Source organism: Mesomycoplasma ovipneumoniae, assembly GCF_035918255.1.
GTDB classification, from domain to species: domain Bacteria; phylum Bacillota_I; class Bacilli_A; order Mycoplasmatales; family Metamycoplasmataceae; genus Mesomycoplasma; species Mesomycoplasma ovipneumoniae_A.
This window is the reverse complement of sequence record NZ_CP142136.1, coordinates 241,309-258,371: the sequence shown is the minus strand read 5'-3', so window position 1 is coordinate 258,371 and position 17,063 is coordinate 241,309. Positions and strand designations below refer to the sequence as shown.

Below are 17,063 nucleotides of genomic sequence, written 5' to 3'. Positions count from 1 at the left end.
TTGCTATAGTTATATCACCTTCGGGAGCGTAGCTCAGACGGTTAGAGCACACGACTGATAATCGTGAGGTCGATGGTTCGATCCCATTCGTTCCCACCATATCTAATTGACTTTAAAAAACCTTTTTTCCCAAAGGTTTTTTTTATTTTTAAGAAGTAAATTTTAAATTCGAACTCAAGTTTTTAGATCAATATCATAAATTTTTGAGGGGCGACCTGAACCATGACCAAAATCGTAAAATTTTGTGATTTGCCAAAATAATTGGCGAGCTTCTTGAAAATTAAGAGGTTTTTGGCCGGAAATATTGGCGCTAGTAACAAAAGCAGGGCCATTTTTTATAAATAAGTCTTGGCACTTTGTTAGCCCAGGAATTCTAAATGATTTTTTTTCAATTATAAAAGTAACTGCGCCAGGTCAATATTTTTTGCTTTTTTGTTTAAGAATTTTGTAATTACTTGGGCTAATTAATGGCTGTATTTGCGATATTTTTCCTACCAAAGTTACAATTTTTTTGCTAACATCTCGGTTTTTTATTTTGTAAATTGCTTCTAGATCCAAATCATGATAAAACGAACCAAGTCCAACAACAGTATCTGTAGAACAAATAAATAGTTTAGAATTTTTATAAATTTGTTCCTTAAAAACGACATAATTTTGCGCAAATCAATCGCTAAATTCATTATCATCTTCAATAAAAATGACAAGATTATTGATCTGATATTTTCAAAATAAAATGTGGAAATTATTCAACAATTTTAGAGCAAATATTTTATTTTTAGACAAATTAAGCCCATTAAATAAATTGTTTTTTGAAATTAAATTTTGACTTGCAAGTCAAAATAAAAAGTTATTAAAATAAGAAATTTTTAAATTAAAGCAAAAATTGAATCTGATAGTTTTAGACTCCAAATCTGAAAAAAATGCTGTAAAAACAGGTGTTTTTACTTTTGTTAGCATTTTTTTTTGACTATCATAAAAACATAGCGATGAGAGTGATTTATTATAAAATAATTCCAATTTCATTTTAACACTTTATTTTTAAAATTGATCCGCTTTTTGTTTAATTTCGGCAATTAGATCCCGAATTTGAATAGCTTCCTCAAAACGGTTAGCATTAGAGGCGTTTCTCATTTCTTTTTCTAAAATTTGTATCTGTTTTTCGATTTCTTTTTTATTCATTTTTTTCTCATGAAGAACTTTGCTTAATTTTAGAGCATTTGGATTTATACTTTCAGGAATTGGTTTTTTTATTGTTTTTGGAATTATTTTATTTTCCTGATTGTGTTGTATTTGAATTTTTCGTTTAGCTAAATTGTCATTAATAACTTCTTGAATTATTTTTGTAATTCCATCAGTAAAAAGGACTACTTTTCCTGATTGATTTCGAGCAGCACGGCCAATTATTTGAATTAATGACGTTTTTGATCTTAAAAAAGAAGCAAGACCTGCATCTAATACAAGAATCAATGAAACTTCCGGAATATCAACACCTTCACGAAGCAAATTTATCCCAACAATTGCATCAAAAATTCCTTTTCGTAATTTAATAATAATTTCATCACGTTCAAAGGTTGTCATTTCTGAGTGCAAATAATAAACATTGTGTAATTTTTTTTCTTGCAAGTATTTACTAATTTCCTCAGCGTTACGTTTTGTTGTTGTTAAAATTAAAGTTCGTTCCTTTTTTTCTTTTTGCAAATCTAAATATTTAGAAATTTTTGCCATTTGATTATCAGTATTTTCAATTATAATTTCAGGATCAAGCAATCCAGTTGGCCGTATAATTTGACTAACAACTTCACCATCAGTTTTTTCAAGTTCATATTGAGCTGGTGTGGCTGAAACAAAAATTTTAGGCTGCCTAAATTGTTCAAATTCATGTAATTTTAAAGGCCGATTATCAAGCGCTGAAGGAAGACGGTAACCATAGTCAACTAATGTTTGCTTGCGACTTCGATCACCTTTGAACATTCCATCAATTTGTTTGATCATCTCGTGAGACTCGTCAATAAAAATTAGGGCATCTTGCGGCAAATAGTCAAGTAAAGAAAATGGTTGCTCATCTTGTTGACGGCCGTCAATATGACGGGCATAATTTTCAATTCCAGAACAAATTCCAAATTCACTTAAAGAGTCAATATCGTTATTAACTCGGTCTTTTAGCCTTTGTTTTTCGACAAGTTTATTATTTTGCTCAAAAAAAAGTAAGCGCTCTTCAAGCTCAATTTTAATAGATTCAATTGCTTTATCAATTATAGTTTTTTTAACACTATATGCAGTGGCAGGATAAATTGTATAGACTGAATAGGTTTTTATTAGCTTTTTTGAGACTGGCTGAATTGTACTAATTTTTTCGATTGTATTGCCAAAAAATTCAACTCTGATGTTAAAAGTTTCATCTCAAGCTGGCGAAATTTCAATTACATCACCTTTTAGTGAAAAAAGTCCCGGTTTTTGCTCAACTAAGTTATTAAGATACTTAATTCTAGTTAATTTTAGGGCTAATTCTTTTGGTTTTATTTCTTGACCGACACTTATAAGCAAAAAATTATCATGATATTCATTTGGGTTTAGAGTCCCATAAATTGCTGAAACCGAAGCAACAACAATAGTATCATTTCGCTCGATTAACGAATTAAGAGCAGACATTCTCATTGCTTCAAGATCAGCATTTGTTTTACTTGTTTTTTCAATATAAACATCTTTTGAAGGAAGGTATGACTCAGGGCGATAAAAATCAAAGTATGATACATAAAATTCAACCCGGTTTTCCGGAAAAAATTCCTTAAATTCAGTATATAATTGAGCAGCGAGCGTTTTATTGTGTGACAAAACTAATACTGGTTTGTTAAAGTGCGCAATTACATTCGCCATTGTAAAAGTTTTTCCAGAACCAGTTACACCCATCAAAATTTGCGATTCTTTACCAGTTTCAATATTTTGAATTATGCTTTTTATTGCTTTGGGTTGATCGCCACTAGGTTTATAATTTGCCTTAAGGTGGAATTTATTAAATTTTTTTTGACTTATCATTTGAAATCAGACCGTTTTTTTTGCAGAATAAAAGAAATTTTAGCACAAATTTCATTTATTCAATTATATTTATTTTTGCGGACCTTTGGGTGATTAATTTTTTTATGTTTTAGACAAAAAATGAAAAAAATTAAATTTTAAATACTATTAAAAGCAATAATTTTAGCAATTTGTGGTATAATTTTTTTATTTAGGAATGAGAGAAAAGGGAAATTATGAAAAATTTTAAAAGAAAACTAAAATTTTTGACGCTACAGACAGGTTTATTTTCTTCCGTGCCTGTTATTTTTGTTGCATGCTCAAATGCCGAAATTCCAGAAATTTCAATTCAGAATATACAATCAAAATCTGTCGAACTTTTGTTAAATAATATTTCACTAGCTCCACAAGAAAATTTATCTAAAACATTCAAAGTTGAATTGAGAAAAGAAAACACTGATAATTATGAACAGGTTAAATTTTCAGCTTTTCGCGCACTTCACGAAAATAAGCCCAAAGTTTTACTAAAAATTAACAATTTAGACTCAAAAACCAAATATGTTGTTAGAATTACTCGCATTAACGGCCAAGAAGAAGAGCAATTATTTGTTCGCGGAAATGTTTTTCAAACTAATCCAAATCCAACAATAATTCCTAGTTCATTCCAAAAACTTGATTCAACTGACCCTTCGAGCCAATATAGTTTTAAGGTTTCACTTTCTGATACAACTTTGACATCACAGCAAATTGATGTTCAATATAGAAAGGCAAGCGCACTTCGATCTAATCCTGAAACACAAAGTTTTACACATAACTTAAGATCTGATCAGTCTTTATATGTAAACCTCAAAAATCTTGAACGAGACACAACTTACATAATTTCGGGACTTTATGATCAAAAGGGTAACATGTTAAGTTTTGATGAGAATTTATTTCCATTAACTTTTAGAACTGATGGTGATATTGTTGGTGTCAAAGTTTCTAATAGTAAATTCGCAGGACAAATTCATAGTGACCTTCAAAATATTGATGTTGATTTTAAAGTTAAATTTAGCCCTGGAGTAGTTAAAATTAACACTGTAAATAATTATACTCTTGTTTTTAAACGTGAAAATACAGGGGTTCAAACCGGTTTTGATCAAATTAACAATAAAGATATTGAATATTTAGCAAATTATGTCAGACCTGTTGAAAATGAAGATAATACTTTTATTTTTAGAGTAAAATTGCCTTGAAGATCACAAAATAATTTTTATAAAATTGTTGGCGGTTATAATAAGCTTTTTACTGATAGTCATATTTTTGATCAAAATCTTGTTGATTCACCAAATATTTTAAAAGTTAACCCGGCGATTTTAGAGCAAAAATTTCAAATAGATACTTAATTATTAAGGTTTTGTATTTAAATGGAAAAAATTAATTTTTCTCATTACCTAAAATTGCATACTCAACAAAAATATTTTATTTGAAACAATCCAGATGCACAAAATTCAGATGAAATTGACTTAGATGATGATGATTTCGATCAAAAACTTTGAGATTTTGACTCTTTTCATGAAAATCAAATAAAATTTCCCGAATTGCATGAGAATATTTTTAAAAGTTTCAACAAAACATTTTACTTTTATATAAAAGAAAGGTTTGCTGACAAAAAAATTTGTCTTGTTTCTAAAATTTTAATTGATGAAAAAATTGAGCAAACCGTTGATTTTTATAAAAATCAAAAATGTGATATAATCTTTAACCCTGCATTTGAATATAAAAACGCAACGGCTAAGCCGTCAGTTTTTTTTGTTTTTAACAAAAAATTAAGTATTTTAAAACTTTCTACTTCAACTAAAGTCAAAGACTATTTAAGAGCAAATTGGGATTTTTGAATATCTAATTATATGCTTCGAGAAATCAGTGGTGATTTAAATCCGATTGATGAAGTATCTTGTTTTTTAATTAACACAGTTGAACATCCAAAAAAAAATAAAATTGAATTTCATGAAACATTCTGAATTTCAAGGTATAAATCAGCAAAAACTATATCCAAAGCTGATTCTGAAAGTGGGAATATTTTTCTTGCAAAAAAAATTGCAAAGCAAAATGGTCTTAGTTTAGATGAGTTTTGAGATAATACATTTTTAGAGAACAATAAAATAATAAAAAACTTATTCAGAAATCAAATTGAAAAAATTTCTAAGGTTAAAGATAAAAAAGTTGTTCACATGATCCCTGTTAATATTGCTATTGATGAGATTCTTGATGCTAAAAATGTAACAAAATTTACTAAACCTAGTGAAATTGATAACAGTGCCTTTGAAAAAAGTCCTAACTTTGCTTTCCTGGTTGAACAGTTTTATCCTCAACTAACTGGTATTAGCGGAACACTTTTAAATTCTAGAAGAATTTTATCACTTGTTAATGATGAAACTAAACTCATTTCTTTTGAAAAAAATTCATATTGGTATAATTTTTTCAAAAAAAGTAATTCAATAATTATTAATGAAATTGAAAATTTAGAAACCTTCATTAATAAAATGAATGGGAAAAAAATTGTTTGGTATGATTTTGAAGCTCTTTCTTTACCTTTTCCAGCTATGGATTATGCCCAACCTTTTCAACAAATTGTTACCCAAGTTTCAATTGTTGTCACTGATAATGGAGAAATTTTACCTCAAGATTTTGACGAAACTAATGTCGTTTTTGATCCTAAAACTTATAGTTGGGATAATTTTTGCAAAATTATTGATAAAATTTATCTCGAAAGTGCTGATTTTTACGTTGTTTTTAACAAATCATATGAACTTACAAGACTTAAAGAAATGGTTAACATAATTTTTATGCATTACCAAAGTAATAATCCATATCATGAGGCAATTGAAAAAATTCAAAGATATCAAAAAAAAGTTGATGAAATAATTGCCAAAACTATTGATTTAAAGGACCCATTCTCAAAATATTGAGTTGTAATTTCTGATCTTAAAGGTTTTTACTCAATTAAAAAAATTGAAAATTTTATTAATGAATATAATTATAATTTAGATCACTTAATAACACCTTATAAAAAATTAGCTGTAAAAAATGGTCTTGAAGCAATGATTAAAGCCGTTGATCGTTATTTCAATTACATTGGAGACATGGAGTGAATAGAAACTAGAAAAAATTTACAAATTTACTGCCAAAATGATGTTATAGCGATGATAATGGTTTGGGATTTTTTAAAATTTATTTATGAAAATAGGGATAAAATGGCACATATTGAAACAAAAACACCTAAAAAGGTTGCGCTTTTTTAACTTTTTTGACAAAAGTTAATTACAATTTTTATTAGTGATTTATTAAGATATCAAAGTAAGAATCATACCTATTTCAAATATTCGGGTGACTAGGAACCCATCGAACTGCCAAACTCAAGAAAAATAACTATCAAAGTAAAAACACTAAATTTTAAATCTAAGACTCATGGATGCAAAATCTACTTATTAATCAAATAAAGCAAACTAAAAAAGCTAAAATTTTAGCTTAAAAAGCAAAATTATGAAATTTTTAAACTACTTTTTTAGTTTAAAAGACTGACAAAAATCATAAAAAAACAACTACTATTTAAACTCAATGCAAATAGAAAACTCGTTTTTATTTGCAGCGAGCCTAAAAAAACATATGAAGTTTTGAAAGAACAACAACCAAAAGCCATAAATTTGTAGATTTCTAAACGGTCAAATTTAAGGCATTCCATCATATTTAAAAATATAATGGATAATTCGCACTATCTAATTTTAGTATGACAAAAAACATAACTACCCCCCCTAATTCAATATCAAAATTTATTAATTATTCTTAAGTGAGGTTTATTATAACATAATTTTTTCTTGCACCAAACATTTTTTTTTTTTTTTTTACAAAAGCTCAATTTCAAAATAATAAAAATTAAGGTTTGACCGTCAAAAAACCCGGATTTACGGGTATTATTGCATATTTGTATCCACTAAAAAGTGAATTTTTACCATCAAACTGCCAAACTCAGGAAAATAGGGATAAAATAGTACATATTGAAACAAAAACACCTAAAAAGGTTACGCTTTTTTAGGTGTTTTTTTCGTCTTTAGTAGTTAAATCAGTTAAATATTGCTTACCTTTTGAAGTTATTCGGCGACCTCTAGGAGTTTTTTCAATTAATTCTTTTTCAATTAATGGCGGCTCGATTATATTAATAATTGTTTGCCGATGTTCCTTTAAAACATTAGCAAGCACATCGAGTGCGACAGATTTTCCTTTAAAAATTTTGAATAAGGTGTTCAAATATTCAATGTTTATTTGAGAAAGGCCTTGGTTATAAATGCCAATGCTGTCAAAAGTTTTGTTAACAATTTCGCGGTCAATTTTCTTTTTATTCAAAACAAGTGCAAAATCACGAATTCTTTTTAATAAATTATTAGCAATTCGAGGTGTGTTATTTGAAAAACTAGCAATGTATTTAATAATTTCTTTGTTGACTTGCAGTTTCAAAATTGCTGCAGAATTTGAAATAATTTGAACCATTTCATCAGTTGTATAGTTGACAATTTTGGCAATATAGCCAAATCGATTTTGCAAAGGTGTTGAAATTTGCGCTAGTTTTGTTGATGCGGCAATCAGTGTAAAATGCGGCAATTTCATTCTCATAATTTTTTGCTCGCCATCAACCCCAATTTGTAAATCGATAACAAACTCCTCCATCGCTGAATATAAAAGCTCTTCAATATTTTTATTAATTCCGTGAATTTCGTCAATAAAAAGAATTGTGTCTTGAGAAATATTTGCTAAAATAGCAAGAACGTCGGCCTTTTTTTCGAGTAATGGGCCTTGCACGTACTTAATTTTGGATTCAAGAACGTTGGCTACAATATTTGCTAGTGTCGTTTTGCCGGTTCCAGGAGGTCCATAAAATAAAATATGGTCTAAAGCTTGTTTGCGCTTTTGAGAAGATGAAATTAAAATTTTCAGTGTTTCAACCAATTTTTGTTGGCCAATAAAATTATCAAAATTTGTTGGCCTAACTTCTAAATTCTCTGGCATTTGAAATAATCTTGATAGCTTGTTCTATTAAGTTTTCGAAATTTTCATTAGGCTCAACTTTTGTGAGTGCATAATTAATTTGATTAGGTTTAAAACCAAGCATTTTTAAAGTTTCTTCAAGTTCGGATGATGTCTTTTCTTCGACTGAATTATTTTGGAGAATTTCATCATTCAAATCATCGGTTTTATCAACTTCTTTAGAATCAGTTTCAAGAATATTTTCCTGATTTTGTTTTTTGTCATTCTCAAGAAATTTTTTGTATTTTCCGTGAAATTCAAAAACAATTTGCTTAGCATTTTTTTCGGAAAGATAAGGAATTTTTGAAAGACCTTTCCAATCATTTGCGGCTATTAAATTAATTGCGTTTTGCAAACCGCTGTTAAGGATAGAAATAGCAGTTTTTGGACCAACTCCTTGAATTGAAATTAAATCTTCAAATAAAATTCTTTCACGGAAGCTTGCAAATCCGTAAGTTATTTTTGAATAATCATTTTCATATTCGTAAAGATAAATTTTTCTATTTTCATCGGTATTAAAACGGTCAATCCGCGGAACATACAGTAAATATCCACTCCCTTGATTTTCAATAATTAAATAATTTTTATTTTTTGAGACAATTTTTCCATATTGATAAATTTGCATTTTTGCTCCCTTATAGTAATTTGTTGCAACCTAAATTAATTTTTTAACTATTTTTGGCCAAAAAAAGGAAAAAATTAGGAAAAAGAAGCAAATTTTATTATTTTTACCAATAATAGAGAGGAAAATTCTTATTACCAAAGTTAAATTTTGTTATATCTTGCTTTTTAAAAACAACTTTTACTTTTTCACGACGGGCATATTCGCCAAGTGATGAAACAACTATATCATTTCCATCACTAAAATCGGTAAAATCATTAAGGTTCTTAATAAATAAAAAAGGTGGCTTATTAATTGCAAGATAATAAAAAAGCTTAGAATCAACTATTTTTTGATAGCAAATATTAGGAATATGACTAATATTTGTTTCTGGTATATTAATTTCTGTTTCAATTAAAAATGTTAATTTTTGAAAATCAATTGGATAATTACGCATTTTTTGCGCGATTATATAATTAATTTTGTAAATATTTTGCGAATGATCATATGAAGGATTTTGGGTTAAAAATTTTAATAATTCATCGATTTTTTGGTTCCTGTGAAAGTCTAAATCAAAGACGCTATAAACAGGGTTTTTATTATCAAATTGATAAATATGCGCAAGAAAATGATTTTGTATATTAAATATTTGCTGAACTTGTGTTTTGGTGTCAATAATCGACTTAAACTGCGGACTACTTGAATTTACTTCGAGAAATAAGGCTTTTTTCGCTGTTATTTGGTTAAAAAATTTTTTTATTTCTATTTTTCAGTCATAATTTATTTGAGTATCTAAATTTATAATTACTCAAGACAAAAAATTACCTAAATTATGGGCTTTTGCAAAATTTTTGTATGAATTTCTAATTTTTTCCAGCATTTTAGGTGATTTTGCACATATTTGCATAATCAAAATATTCTCAAAGTAAAAAATGGAAAAATTAGAAATTTTAACAAAAAAAGGGAGAATTTTGTTGTAAGAAATATAAAAATTTTTAGCAAAATCGTCCGTTATTTCAAAAGGAAAACTAAAGCTTACCAGAAAACTTGGGGTTGCAAAATCAAGAATTAGTTTGTCAACTAGTCGATTTTTAAAGGTTTTTTGGTATTTAGCGATATCAAAAATTGATTTTTGTATTTGGGCTAAAACAAAACCGTTTTTTGATTTATCTTGGAAAAAAACTTTAAAATTATTGTTAAAAAGAAATCTTTTTTGAAATTTAATTGTGATTGAACCTTTTTTTCAATTATCAATTCGTGAAAGGAATAATTTTTGATATGGTTCTTCAAGGAGCGAAATAAAATCAGATTGACTCACCCAAAGTCCTGTTAGTAAATTGTTGTTTTCAACAATATATTTCAAACTAGGAAGTGAAAAAACATCGCTAACACGGATTCTTTTTAAATCAGAATCATAAGTGAAAGGAATTAAAGGGAGAATTTTGGTTTTTTTATTATTGGCAAAAAGTAACACTATAATCAAAAAGCAAACAAAAAAAATACTAATTAGCAAAATTAGCGCAACTATTAAATAAGTTTGAATTTGTGGAGACATTTTTACGAAATTTTTTCAATGGACTTATGAGTTTTAACAAGTGTTTTTATCCCTTTATCACCAGGAATATCGAAAAATTTGACCAAAATTGAGTCAGCTCGCACTTCCAAAATGATTCCTTTACCAAATTTCAGATGAGCGATATGATTTCCAGGGGCAAATTCAACATTTTCTGAATCAGTTTTTTGGTAATTAAGCTTTCCAGTTGCATCAAGTTTACGAAACTGATAAAATTGTTCAGCCTTAATTTTCATCTCTTTAATAAATGGTGAAATTGAATTTTGACTAGATTTTCAACGACGACCATGATCATTATAAAAAGTACCACGAAATCCGTTTGTTATATATAAAACTTTTTTTGCCCTTGTTACTGCAACAAATGCTAGCCTTCTTTCTTCTTCGTATTCACTCTCAAGATTTTGGTCAAGAACTTTTTGTGAAGGGAAAACTCCTTGATTCATACCAACTAAAAAAACATACTCAAATTCAAGCCCTTTTGAAGAATGAACTGTTAATAAATTAATTCGATTTGGGGTTTCGGTTTGTTCAAAATGAGAAATAACTGCAAAATCAAGGTAATCGGCTAATTTTTTGTTAGGATTTTGGATTTGCCAATTATCAAGTGATTCATAGTATTTTTCCAAAAGTTCTTTTGTGTCAGATTCTTGTTTAGGATCTTTTATTGAACTAAAGTAGTTAATTTTTTTCAAAAAAGAGTCAAGAACTTGCGAAAAAAGTTTAAAAACTGTCGGATTTTTTTCTTCAATTTCAGACTTGAATCGTCTTGCGGCGGTTATTCTTTCAAAAAGATTTTTAATTTTGGCTTGATTTTCAATAGTTAACGGAATTTTACCATGTTCTTCTTTTAAATTGATTTTTCCTGAATAGTATTTAAATAAAAAATCGTACAAATTAAGTTCAAATTTAGCTGCTAAATCATTTAATTTACTAATTGTGATAGCACCAATTTTTTTGGCCGGCACATTAATAATTTGTTCAAAAGCATAAGGGTCAGAATTTTCAATGACTTTTAAAAAATAAATAGCTTCACGAACTTCTTTTTTTGCAGCAAGAGGAGAATTTCCGTGTTTTATATAAGGGATATTATGGGCATCAAGTTTGTCAATTATTTGTCGAAAATAGAAATTTGAGCGTGCTAAAATTGCAATGTCTCGATAATTTACTTTGTTTTTTGTAATTAAATTTTGGACTGTCTCATAAATTCAGTCAACTTCAGCGCCTCTTTCATTACCAAGATCTTCAAAATGAATATCAATCTTTTCAGTTGAGTGAGCTACTAAATTCTTTTTTATTCGGTTTTTATTATTTGAAATTAAATGGTTAGCTGCATCAAGAATATTTTGTGTTGAGCGGTAATTTTTGTCAAGAATTACTGTTTGTAAATCAGGATAGTCATTTTCTAAATTAAGAATAAGTGATGGATCAGCGCCTCTTCAAGAATAAATAGTCTGATCAGGATCACCAACAACAAATAATTTTGTATTGTTCTTAATAAAAAACTTTAAAATAGAATACTGAATTAGCGAGGTGTCTTGAAATTCATCAACAAGCACAAAGTCAAATTTTTTCTGTCAACGCTGGGCAATTTGTGGATTTTTTTCAAATGCTATTTTAGTATAAAGCAATAAATCGTCAAAATCAATTATGTTATTTTCCCTTGTTTTTTCAATATAATTTTTATAAACATTGGCCTTAATTAATTCAACTTCATTATTTGCTAGCTTGAGTGCTTGGCTTGGGGATTGCTCTAAATTTTTGGCTCTTGAAATAAACTCAATCGCTTGAAATGCAGTAATTTTTTTATCGTCTTTGTCCTCGGATGTTTTAAGGTTTGCACCTAAAAGTTTTTCTATAATTTTACGCTGATCTTGCTCATCAATTATATTAAAACGGTAATCATCTATTTGAATTTCATCAATTTCAACAATATTTTTTGCTTCAGTTCGCAAAATCAAATTGCAAAGCGAGTGAAAAGTTAAAATTTGTATATCTTTTGCCTTTTCATGAACAAGTTTTTCTACACGAGTTCGCATTTCTTCGGCGGCTTTATTTGTAAAAGTTAGCGCCAAAATACGATTGGGATATGCCAGTGATTCATTAATAATATAGGCAATTTTTTTTGTTAGAACAGTTGTTTTTCCTGTTCCAGCACCTGCAACAATTCTCAGATGCGAGCTATTACTAATAACAGCGATTTTTTGTTTGTCATTTAGCTGTGAAAGAATATTTTGTGATGACATAATTAATTAACCTCCCAATGAATTGGACTAAAATTTGCATGAATTGATCTTAAATAATCCGCTTTTATAGGCGTTTGTTTCAAGCAAATAGTTGTTTTAGAAAAAGAATCAATAATTGTTAATTTTTTTGAACCTAAAATTGAGAGGTTATTTACAATTAAGAAGAAAAAGTTAATTTTTGAAAATAAAGCGGGAAAACTTAAGCTAACTTGTTGAAAAAAAGTTAAATTTTGGCTTGAATTTTGAAAAGTTTGAAAAAAGTTAAGATCAATTCCGAAACTCAAATCTAAAATAATTGAGGAAAATAAAAGCGAAAATATTCAATTAAGACTTAAAAATGCTTCCCTTTTTAGTAAAATTCAGAATTTTTTTAAAAAATTAAGGTTTTCTTCGAAAAAAACAACTTTAGTTTTTGTTAAAAAAAGTCCAATTGTTTGCTTTAAAAAAATAATTAAAAAAATGCGGTAAAAAATTACAAATAAAAAAACACTTAGAATTCAAAGATAAAATTTTATTTTTGACCATTCAGTTAATATCAAAAATAGGTAGAAAAATATTAAAAAAGTAAGAAAAAGAAATACAAAATCAATTAATCCTGCAAATAAACGTCTTCAAAAACTTGCTTTTACAAAATCAATTTTCAATTTTATCCTCTTACATTAAAATATTTTTATTCGTTCTTGGGAAAGGTATTACATCACGAATGTTATCAATTCCAGTAACAAACATTAGCAATCTTTCAAAACCAAGTCCAAAACCACTTGAGCCGGGGTTACCAAATTTACGCAAATCAAGGTATCATTGGAAATCTTCAACTTTCATGTTCAAGTCGGTAATTCTCTCGTGTAGTTTTTCATAACGAACTTCACGTTGAGACCCACCGATTAACTCACCAATTCCTGGAACTAAAAGATCAAAGGCTGCGACAGTTTTGCCATCATCGTTCTGGTGCATGTAAAATGCTTTTAGAGATTTTGGATAATTAATTACAACAACAGGGGCGCGAAAAATTTGTTCAGATAAAAACCGTTCATGCTCAGTTTTTAAATCGGCACCAAAAAACAGGTTCTTTTCCTCAAATTGATCTTTGTGGTCAGAAAGTAATTTAATTGCTTGTTCGTAAGTTACTTGTGCTACTTGAGAATCACAGAATTGAATTAAACGTCGGCGCAGGTTTTTATCACCCACTTTTTCTAGAAATGCAAATTCATCTTTGTTGCGAATTATTACAGATTTTATTACTTTTTGAAGTAATTTTGTCGCTAATTCAATAATTTGTTCAAGATCAAAAAACGCTACTTCAGGTTCAATCATCCAAAATTCGGCAGCATGTTTTCTAGTATTTGATCGCTCAGCGCGAAACGTAGGGGCAAAAGTGTAGACTTTTTTAAAACCAAGAGCATAAGCTTCAGCATGAAGTTGACCTGTAACACCTAAAGTTGTTTTTTTGTTAAAAAAATCTTTTTGCTCATCGTCAACAATAAAAGTTTCACCAGCACCTTCACCATCGTTTGAGGTTAAAATTGGTGCTGAAAAATTAACAAATCCTTGACGACGAAAAAATTTATGAATTTCATAAAAAAGTGAAGATCTTAGTCTCATTATCGCACGAAAAAGTCGAGTTCGGTGACGAAAATGTGGAATTTGTCTAAGAACTTCTAAGGAAATTTCTTGATTTTGAATCGGAAAATTATTGTTATAATTACGACCTTTGGCCTCTAAATCCTCAACTAAAACCTCACCATTTTGTTGGCGTTCAGGAGTGCTTGAAAAAACACCACTAATCTCAATAGCTTCACCAATTGCTAAATTTTCTACTTTTGTAAAGTCAATATTATCACTCTTAAGGACACATTGTAAATTTTTAAATGACGAACCATCATTTAGTTCGACGAACATTATTTTTAGATTACCGCGAATATTTGTAATTCAACCTTGAACTGTAATTTTCTTCTGATCATACAACTCAGGATGTATAAAAATTTCATTAATTGATACCGACATTTTATTTACCCCATTTTTCAAATATTAAATATTATACCAGAAAATACTGGTATTTTATTTATTTTTTTTAACTTCTATAAAAATTAGACTAAAATCCCGAGTTTCCAGTTTGATAGATAATCTTAAAAAACTGTCCTAGTTTATTATTTTAGACGCTTTTTTAACTTTTCTAGCAAACTCAGGAAAAATAACTATCAAGGCAAAAACACTAAATTTTAAACTAACACTTGCGAAAGAAAAATCTACTTATTAATCAAATAAAGCAAACTAAAAAAAGCTAAAATTTTAACTTAAAAAGCAAAATTATAAAATATTTAAACTACCTTTTTTAGTTAAAACGCTAACAAAAATCATAAAAAAATACAACTACTATTTAAACTCAATGTAAAAAGAAAACTCATTTTTATTCACATTGAGCCTAAAAAAATATATGAAGTTTTGAAAGAACAATAACCAAAAGCCATAAGTTTGTAGATTTCTAAACGGTCAAATTTATGGCATTCCATCATATTTAAAAATATAATGGATAATTCGCACTATCTGATTTTTTTATGGCAAAAACATAACAAATTCCCCTTTAATTCAATATCAAATTTATTAATTATTCTTAAGTGATGTTTATTATAACATAATTTTTTCTTAGACCAAGCATTTTTTTTTTTTTTTTTTACAAAGGGCTAATTTCAAAACTATAAAAATTAAGATTTTAAGTCAAAAAACCCGTATTTAGCGGTATTTTTGCTTATTTATATTCACTAAAAAGTGAATTTTCCTGAGTTTCCCAGTTTCATAAGGTAATTTTAAAAAAGTATCCGGTTTTAGGGGCTTTTTTAAATTTTTTGTTAAAAGTTAATTACAATTTTTTTTACCTATTTATTAAGATATTAAAGTAAAAATCGTACCTATTTCAAATATTCGGATCACTAGGGACACCATCTCGATTTTTAAATGTTATTTGCTGATCTAAAGTGTTAAATTCAACCCTTTGCCTTAATTTTTGCAACATCGTTACTAAACCAACTTCAGTTAATTGATTGTTTTCAAATAACTTGTTATCACTAATATGTTTGTTGATTTTAAATATTATAGTTTTTAAAATAACTAGTGAGATAAAACACAAAAGTGTATGAGCTAGAATGTGCTCGTCAATTCTTAAAAATACGGGCCGAATATTCAACAAACCTTTTAGACTTCTAAAATTAGCTTCAATATTCCACTGTTTTTGGTATTTTTCAACTATATCTAAGACATTCGAATTCAGTATATTTGTTTCATAAACATAGTAGCCATCAAATTGTTTGTCTTTGTCAATTTTACTTTGATCTAATTCAAATTTCATGTTTGAAATTTCCTTAAAATATTTAGGTTTTTTACCAAACAATTTGTTTACCTCGATAAAACCGTCTTTATTTTGTTTTTTAATAAAACTTTCGATTTGCTCTTCACGAGCTTTTCTGTCTTTTATCGCTCTTTTTGTACTGTAAGTAATAATTCTTCTTCTAATATTTTCAGTGTATCTTTTATTTTTATATGATGAATAAAATTCTTCTTTTTTATACTTAAAATCCGCACTTACATTAACATAATCGCTTGGATCTAGTAAATAATTTTTAAATTTTTGAGTCCCTACCTTTGCACGATAAGAAATAATGAAATTATAGTTTCTTGATTCAAGAAATCGAATATTTGCGGCTGTTGACATGCCGCGATCAGCGATTATTGTCATATTTTTGATATTATATTTGGATTCAACATCTAAAATAAAAGGGATTAATGTACTAGAATCGCCGGTATTTCCTTTAAAAACTTTAATATGAAAAGGAATACCATTTTTATCACACGCTAAGCCAATGACAATTTGGTCTTCTTTGAATTTAGCATCTTTAGAATAACCAGGAATTCTTAATCCATTTCTTTCAAATGTCTCAAAATAGACTGTTGATGAGTCAAAATAAAATTCACTGTCCCTTTTTCCAAGTTCACTTGTTACCATTTTGTTGACACTATTTAAAAGTTGATTTTGTGACTCAAAGACAAGATCTAGGAGTCTATAAAAACTATTTTTGGAAGTATTTATTTGATTTGAGTAGTCATCTTTTTTATCAAAAGCATTAATAATGCTACCAGGATCAGTGATCCGTTTTGAAATTAAGTAGTTAAAAATTTCTTTCATATTTTTATGTCTACTTTTAGGAAGTGATTCAAAAATATTGTGCTTTTCAATAAGTTTTTCAATTAATTCCCCGCCAACAAAAACCGAACCTTCGATTATGTTGGAATTTTTAATAGAATCAAGCAAAGCAATCTTGACTTTATTCATGTCATCTAAATTTGAAAACAATTTCAACTTTTCTTTGATAATTTGAATAGCATTTGGATTAATTTTTTCCAAATTTTGCACATTTCCTAAACTAAATCACCGTTTTGGAGCTTTACCGTAACCTTGTGTTCAGCCAACATATTTATATAGTTTATCTTTCGAGTTTCCTCAAACATTAAATAAAACCAAATTTTGTTTTTTCATAATTTATAATTATACCATAAAAATTAATTTAAAAATGTAATTAAA

General features: G+C 28.0%; 11 protein-coding genes and 1 tRNA gene. 3 read left to right on the top strand and 9 right to left on the bottom strand.

What is annotated here, in order from left to right; all coding sequences use genetic code 4:
- Positions 1-22 precede the first annotated feature (22 nt).
- A tRNA-Ile gene (locus U3G01_RS01000) sits at positions 23-99 on the top strand.
- Positions 100-162: 63 nt separating this feature from the next.
- Here the strand turns inward: U3G01_RS01000 and U3G01_RS00995 are convergent.
- Positions 163-1,023, bottom strand: coding sequence for an L-threonylcarbamoyladenylate synthase (locus tag U3G01_RS00995; RefSeq protein ID WP_255030593.1), 861 nt, complete (start codon positions 1,021-1,023; stop codon positions 163-165).
- A gap of 15 nt (positions 1,024-1,038) precedes the next feature.
- The gene (gene uvrB / locus U3G01_RS00990; RefSeq protein WP_255030595.1) at positions 1,039-3,033 is read right to left on the bottom strand and encodes an excinuclease ABC subunit UvrB; all 1,995 of its coding nucleotides are present in this window, start codon (positions 3,031-3,033) and stop codon (positions 1,039-1,041) included.
- Between the two features lie 215 nt (positions 3,034-3,248).
- Between uvrB and U3G01_RS00985 the strand changes: the two genes are divergently transcribed.
- Entirely contained in the window at positions 3,249-4,397 is a 1,149-nt protein-coding gene (locus U3G01_RS00985; protein WP_255030597.1) for a hypothetical protein, read from the top strand.
- 21 nt (positions 4,398-4,418) lie between these two features.
- A complete protein-coding gene (locus tag U3G01_RS00980) occupies positions 4,419-6,296 on the top strand; it encodes a DUF2779 domain-containing protein (protein WP_255030603.1) in 1,878 nt (625 codons plus the stop codon).
- Positions 6,297-7,083: 787 nt separating this feature from the next.
- Here the strand turns inward: U3G01_RS00980 and ruvB are convergent.
- The 7 genes from ruvB to U3G01_RS00945 all read right to left on the bottom strand — a co-directional run bounded on the left by ruvB (position 7,084) and on the right by U3G01_RS00945 (position 17,018).
- Positions 7,084-8,055 carry a Holliday junction branch migration DNA helicase RuvB gene (ruvB, locus tag U3G01_RS00975; RefSeq protein WP_255030604.1) on the bottom strand — a complete coding sequence of 324 codons (972 nt, stop codon included), beginning with the start codon at positions 8,053-8,055 and terminating at the stop codon, positions 7,084-7,086.
- On the bottom strand, positions 8,033-8,698 hold the full coding sequence (gene ruvA, locus U3G01_RS00970) for a Holliday junction branch migration protein RuvA (RefSeq protein WP_255030607.1): 666 nt from the start codon (positions 8,696-8,698) through the stop codon (positions 8,033-8,035). Before ruvA ends, ruvB begins: the two co-directional genes overlap by 23 nt.
- Positions 8,699-8,801: 103 nt before the next feature.
- Positions 8,802-10,229, bottom strand: coding sequence for a hypothetical protein (locus U3G01_RS00965; RefSeq protein ID WP_255030609.1), 1,428 nt, complete (start codon positions 10,227-10,229; stop codon positions 8,802-8,804).
- 2 nt (positions 10,230-10,231) lie between these two features.
- Positions 10,232-12,490, bottom strand: coding sequence for an ATP-dependent helicase (locus tag U3G01_RS00960; protein ID WP_255030621.1), 2,259 nt, complete (start codon positions 12,488-12,490; stop codon positions 10,232-10,234).
- Between the two features lie 2 nt (positions 12,491-12,492).
- Complete coding sequence (locus U3G01_RS00955; protein WP_255030622.1) at positions 12,493-13,134, bottom strand: RDD family protein; 642 nt, start codon at positions 13,132-13,134, stop codon at positions 12,493-12,495.
- Between the two features lie 10 nt (positions 13,135-13,144).
- A complete protein-coding gene (gene asnS / locus U3G01_RS00950) occupies positions 13,145-14,494 on the bottom strand; it encodes an asparagine--tRNA ligase (RefSeq protein WP_255030623.1) in 1,350 nt (449 codons plus the stop codon).
- Between the two features lie 865 nt (positions 14,495-15,359).
- Positions 15,360-17,018, bottom strand: a complete 1,659-nt coding sequence (locus U3G01_RS00945; protein ID WP_326564830.1) for an IS1634 family transposase — start codon at positions 17,016-17,018, stop codon at positions 15,360-15,362.
- Positions 17,019-17,063: the final 45 nt, after the last annotated feature.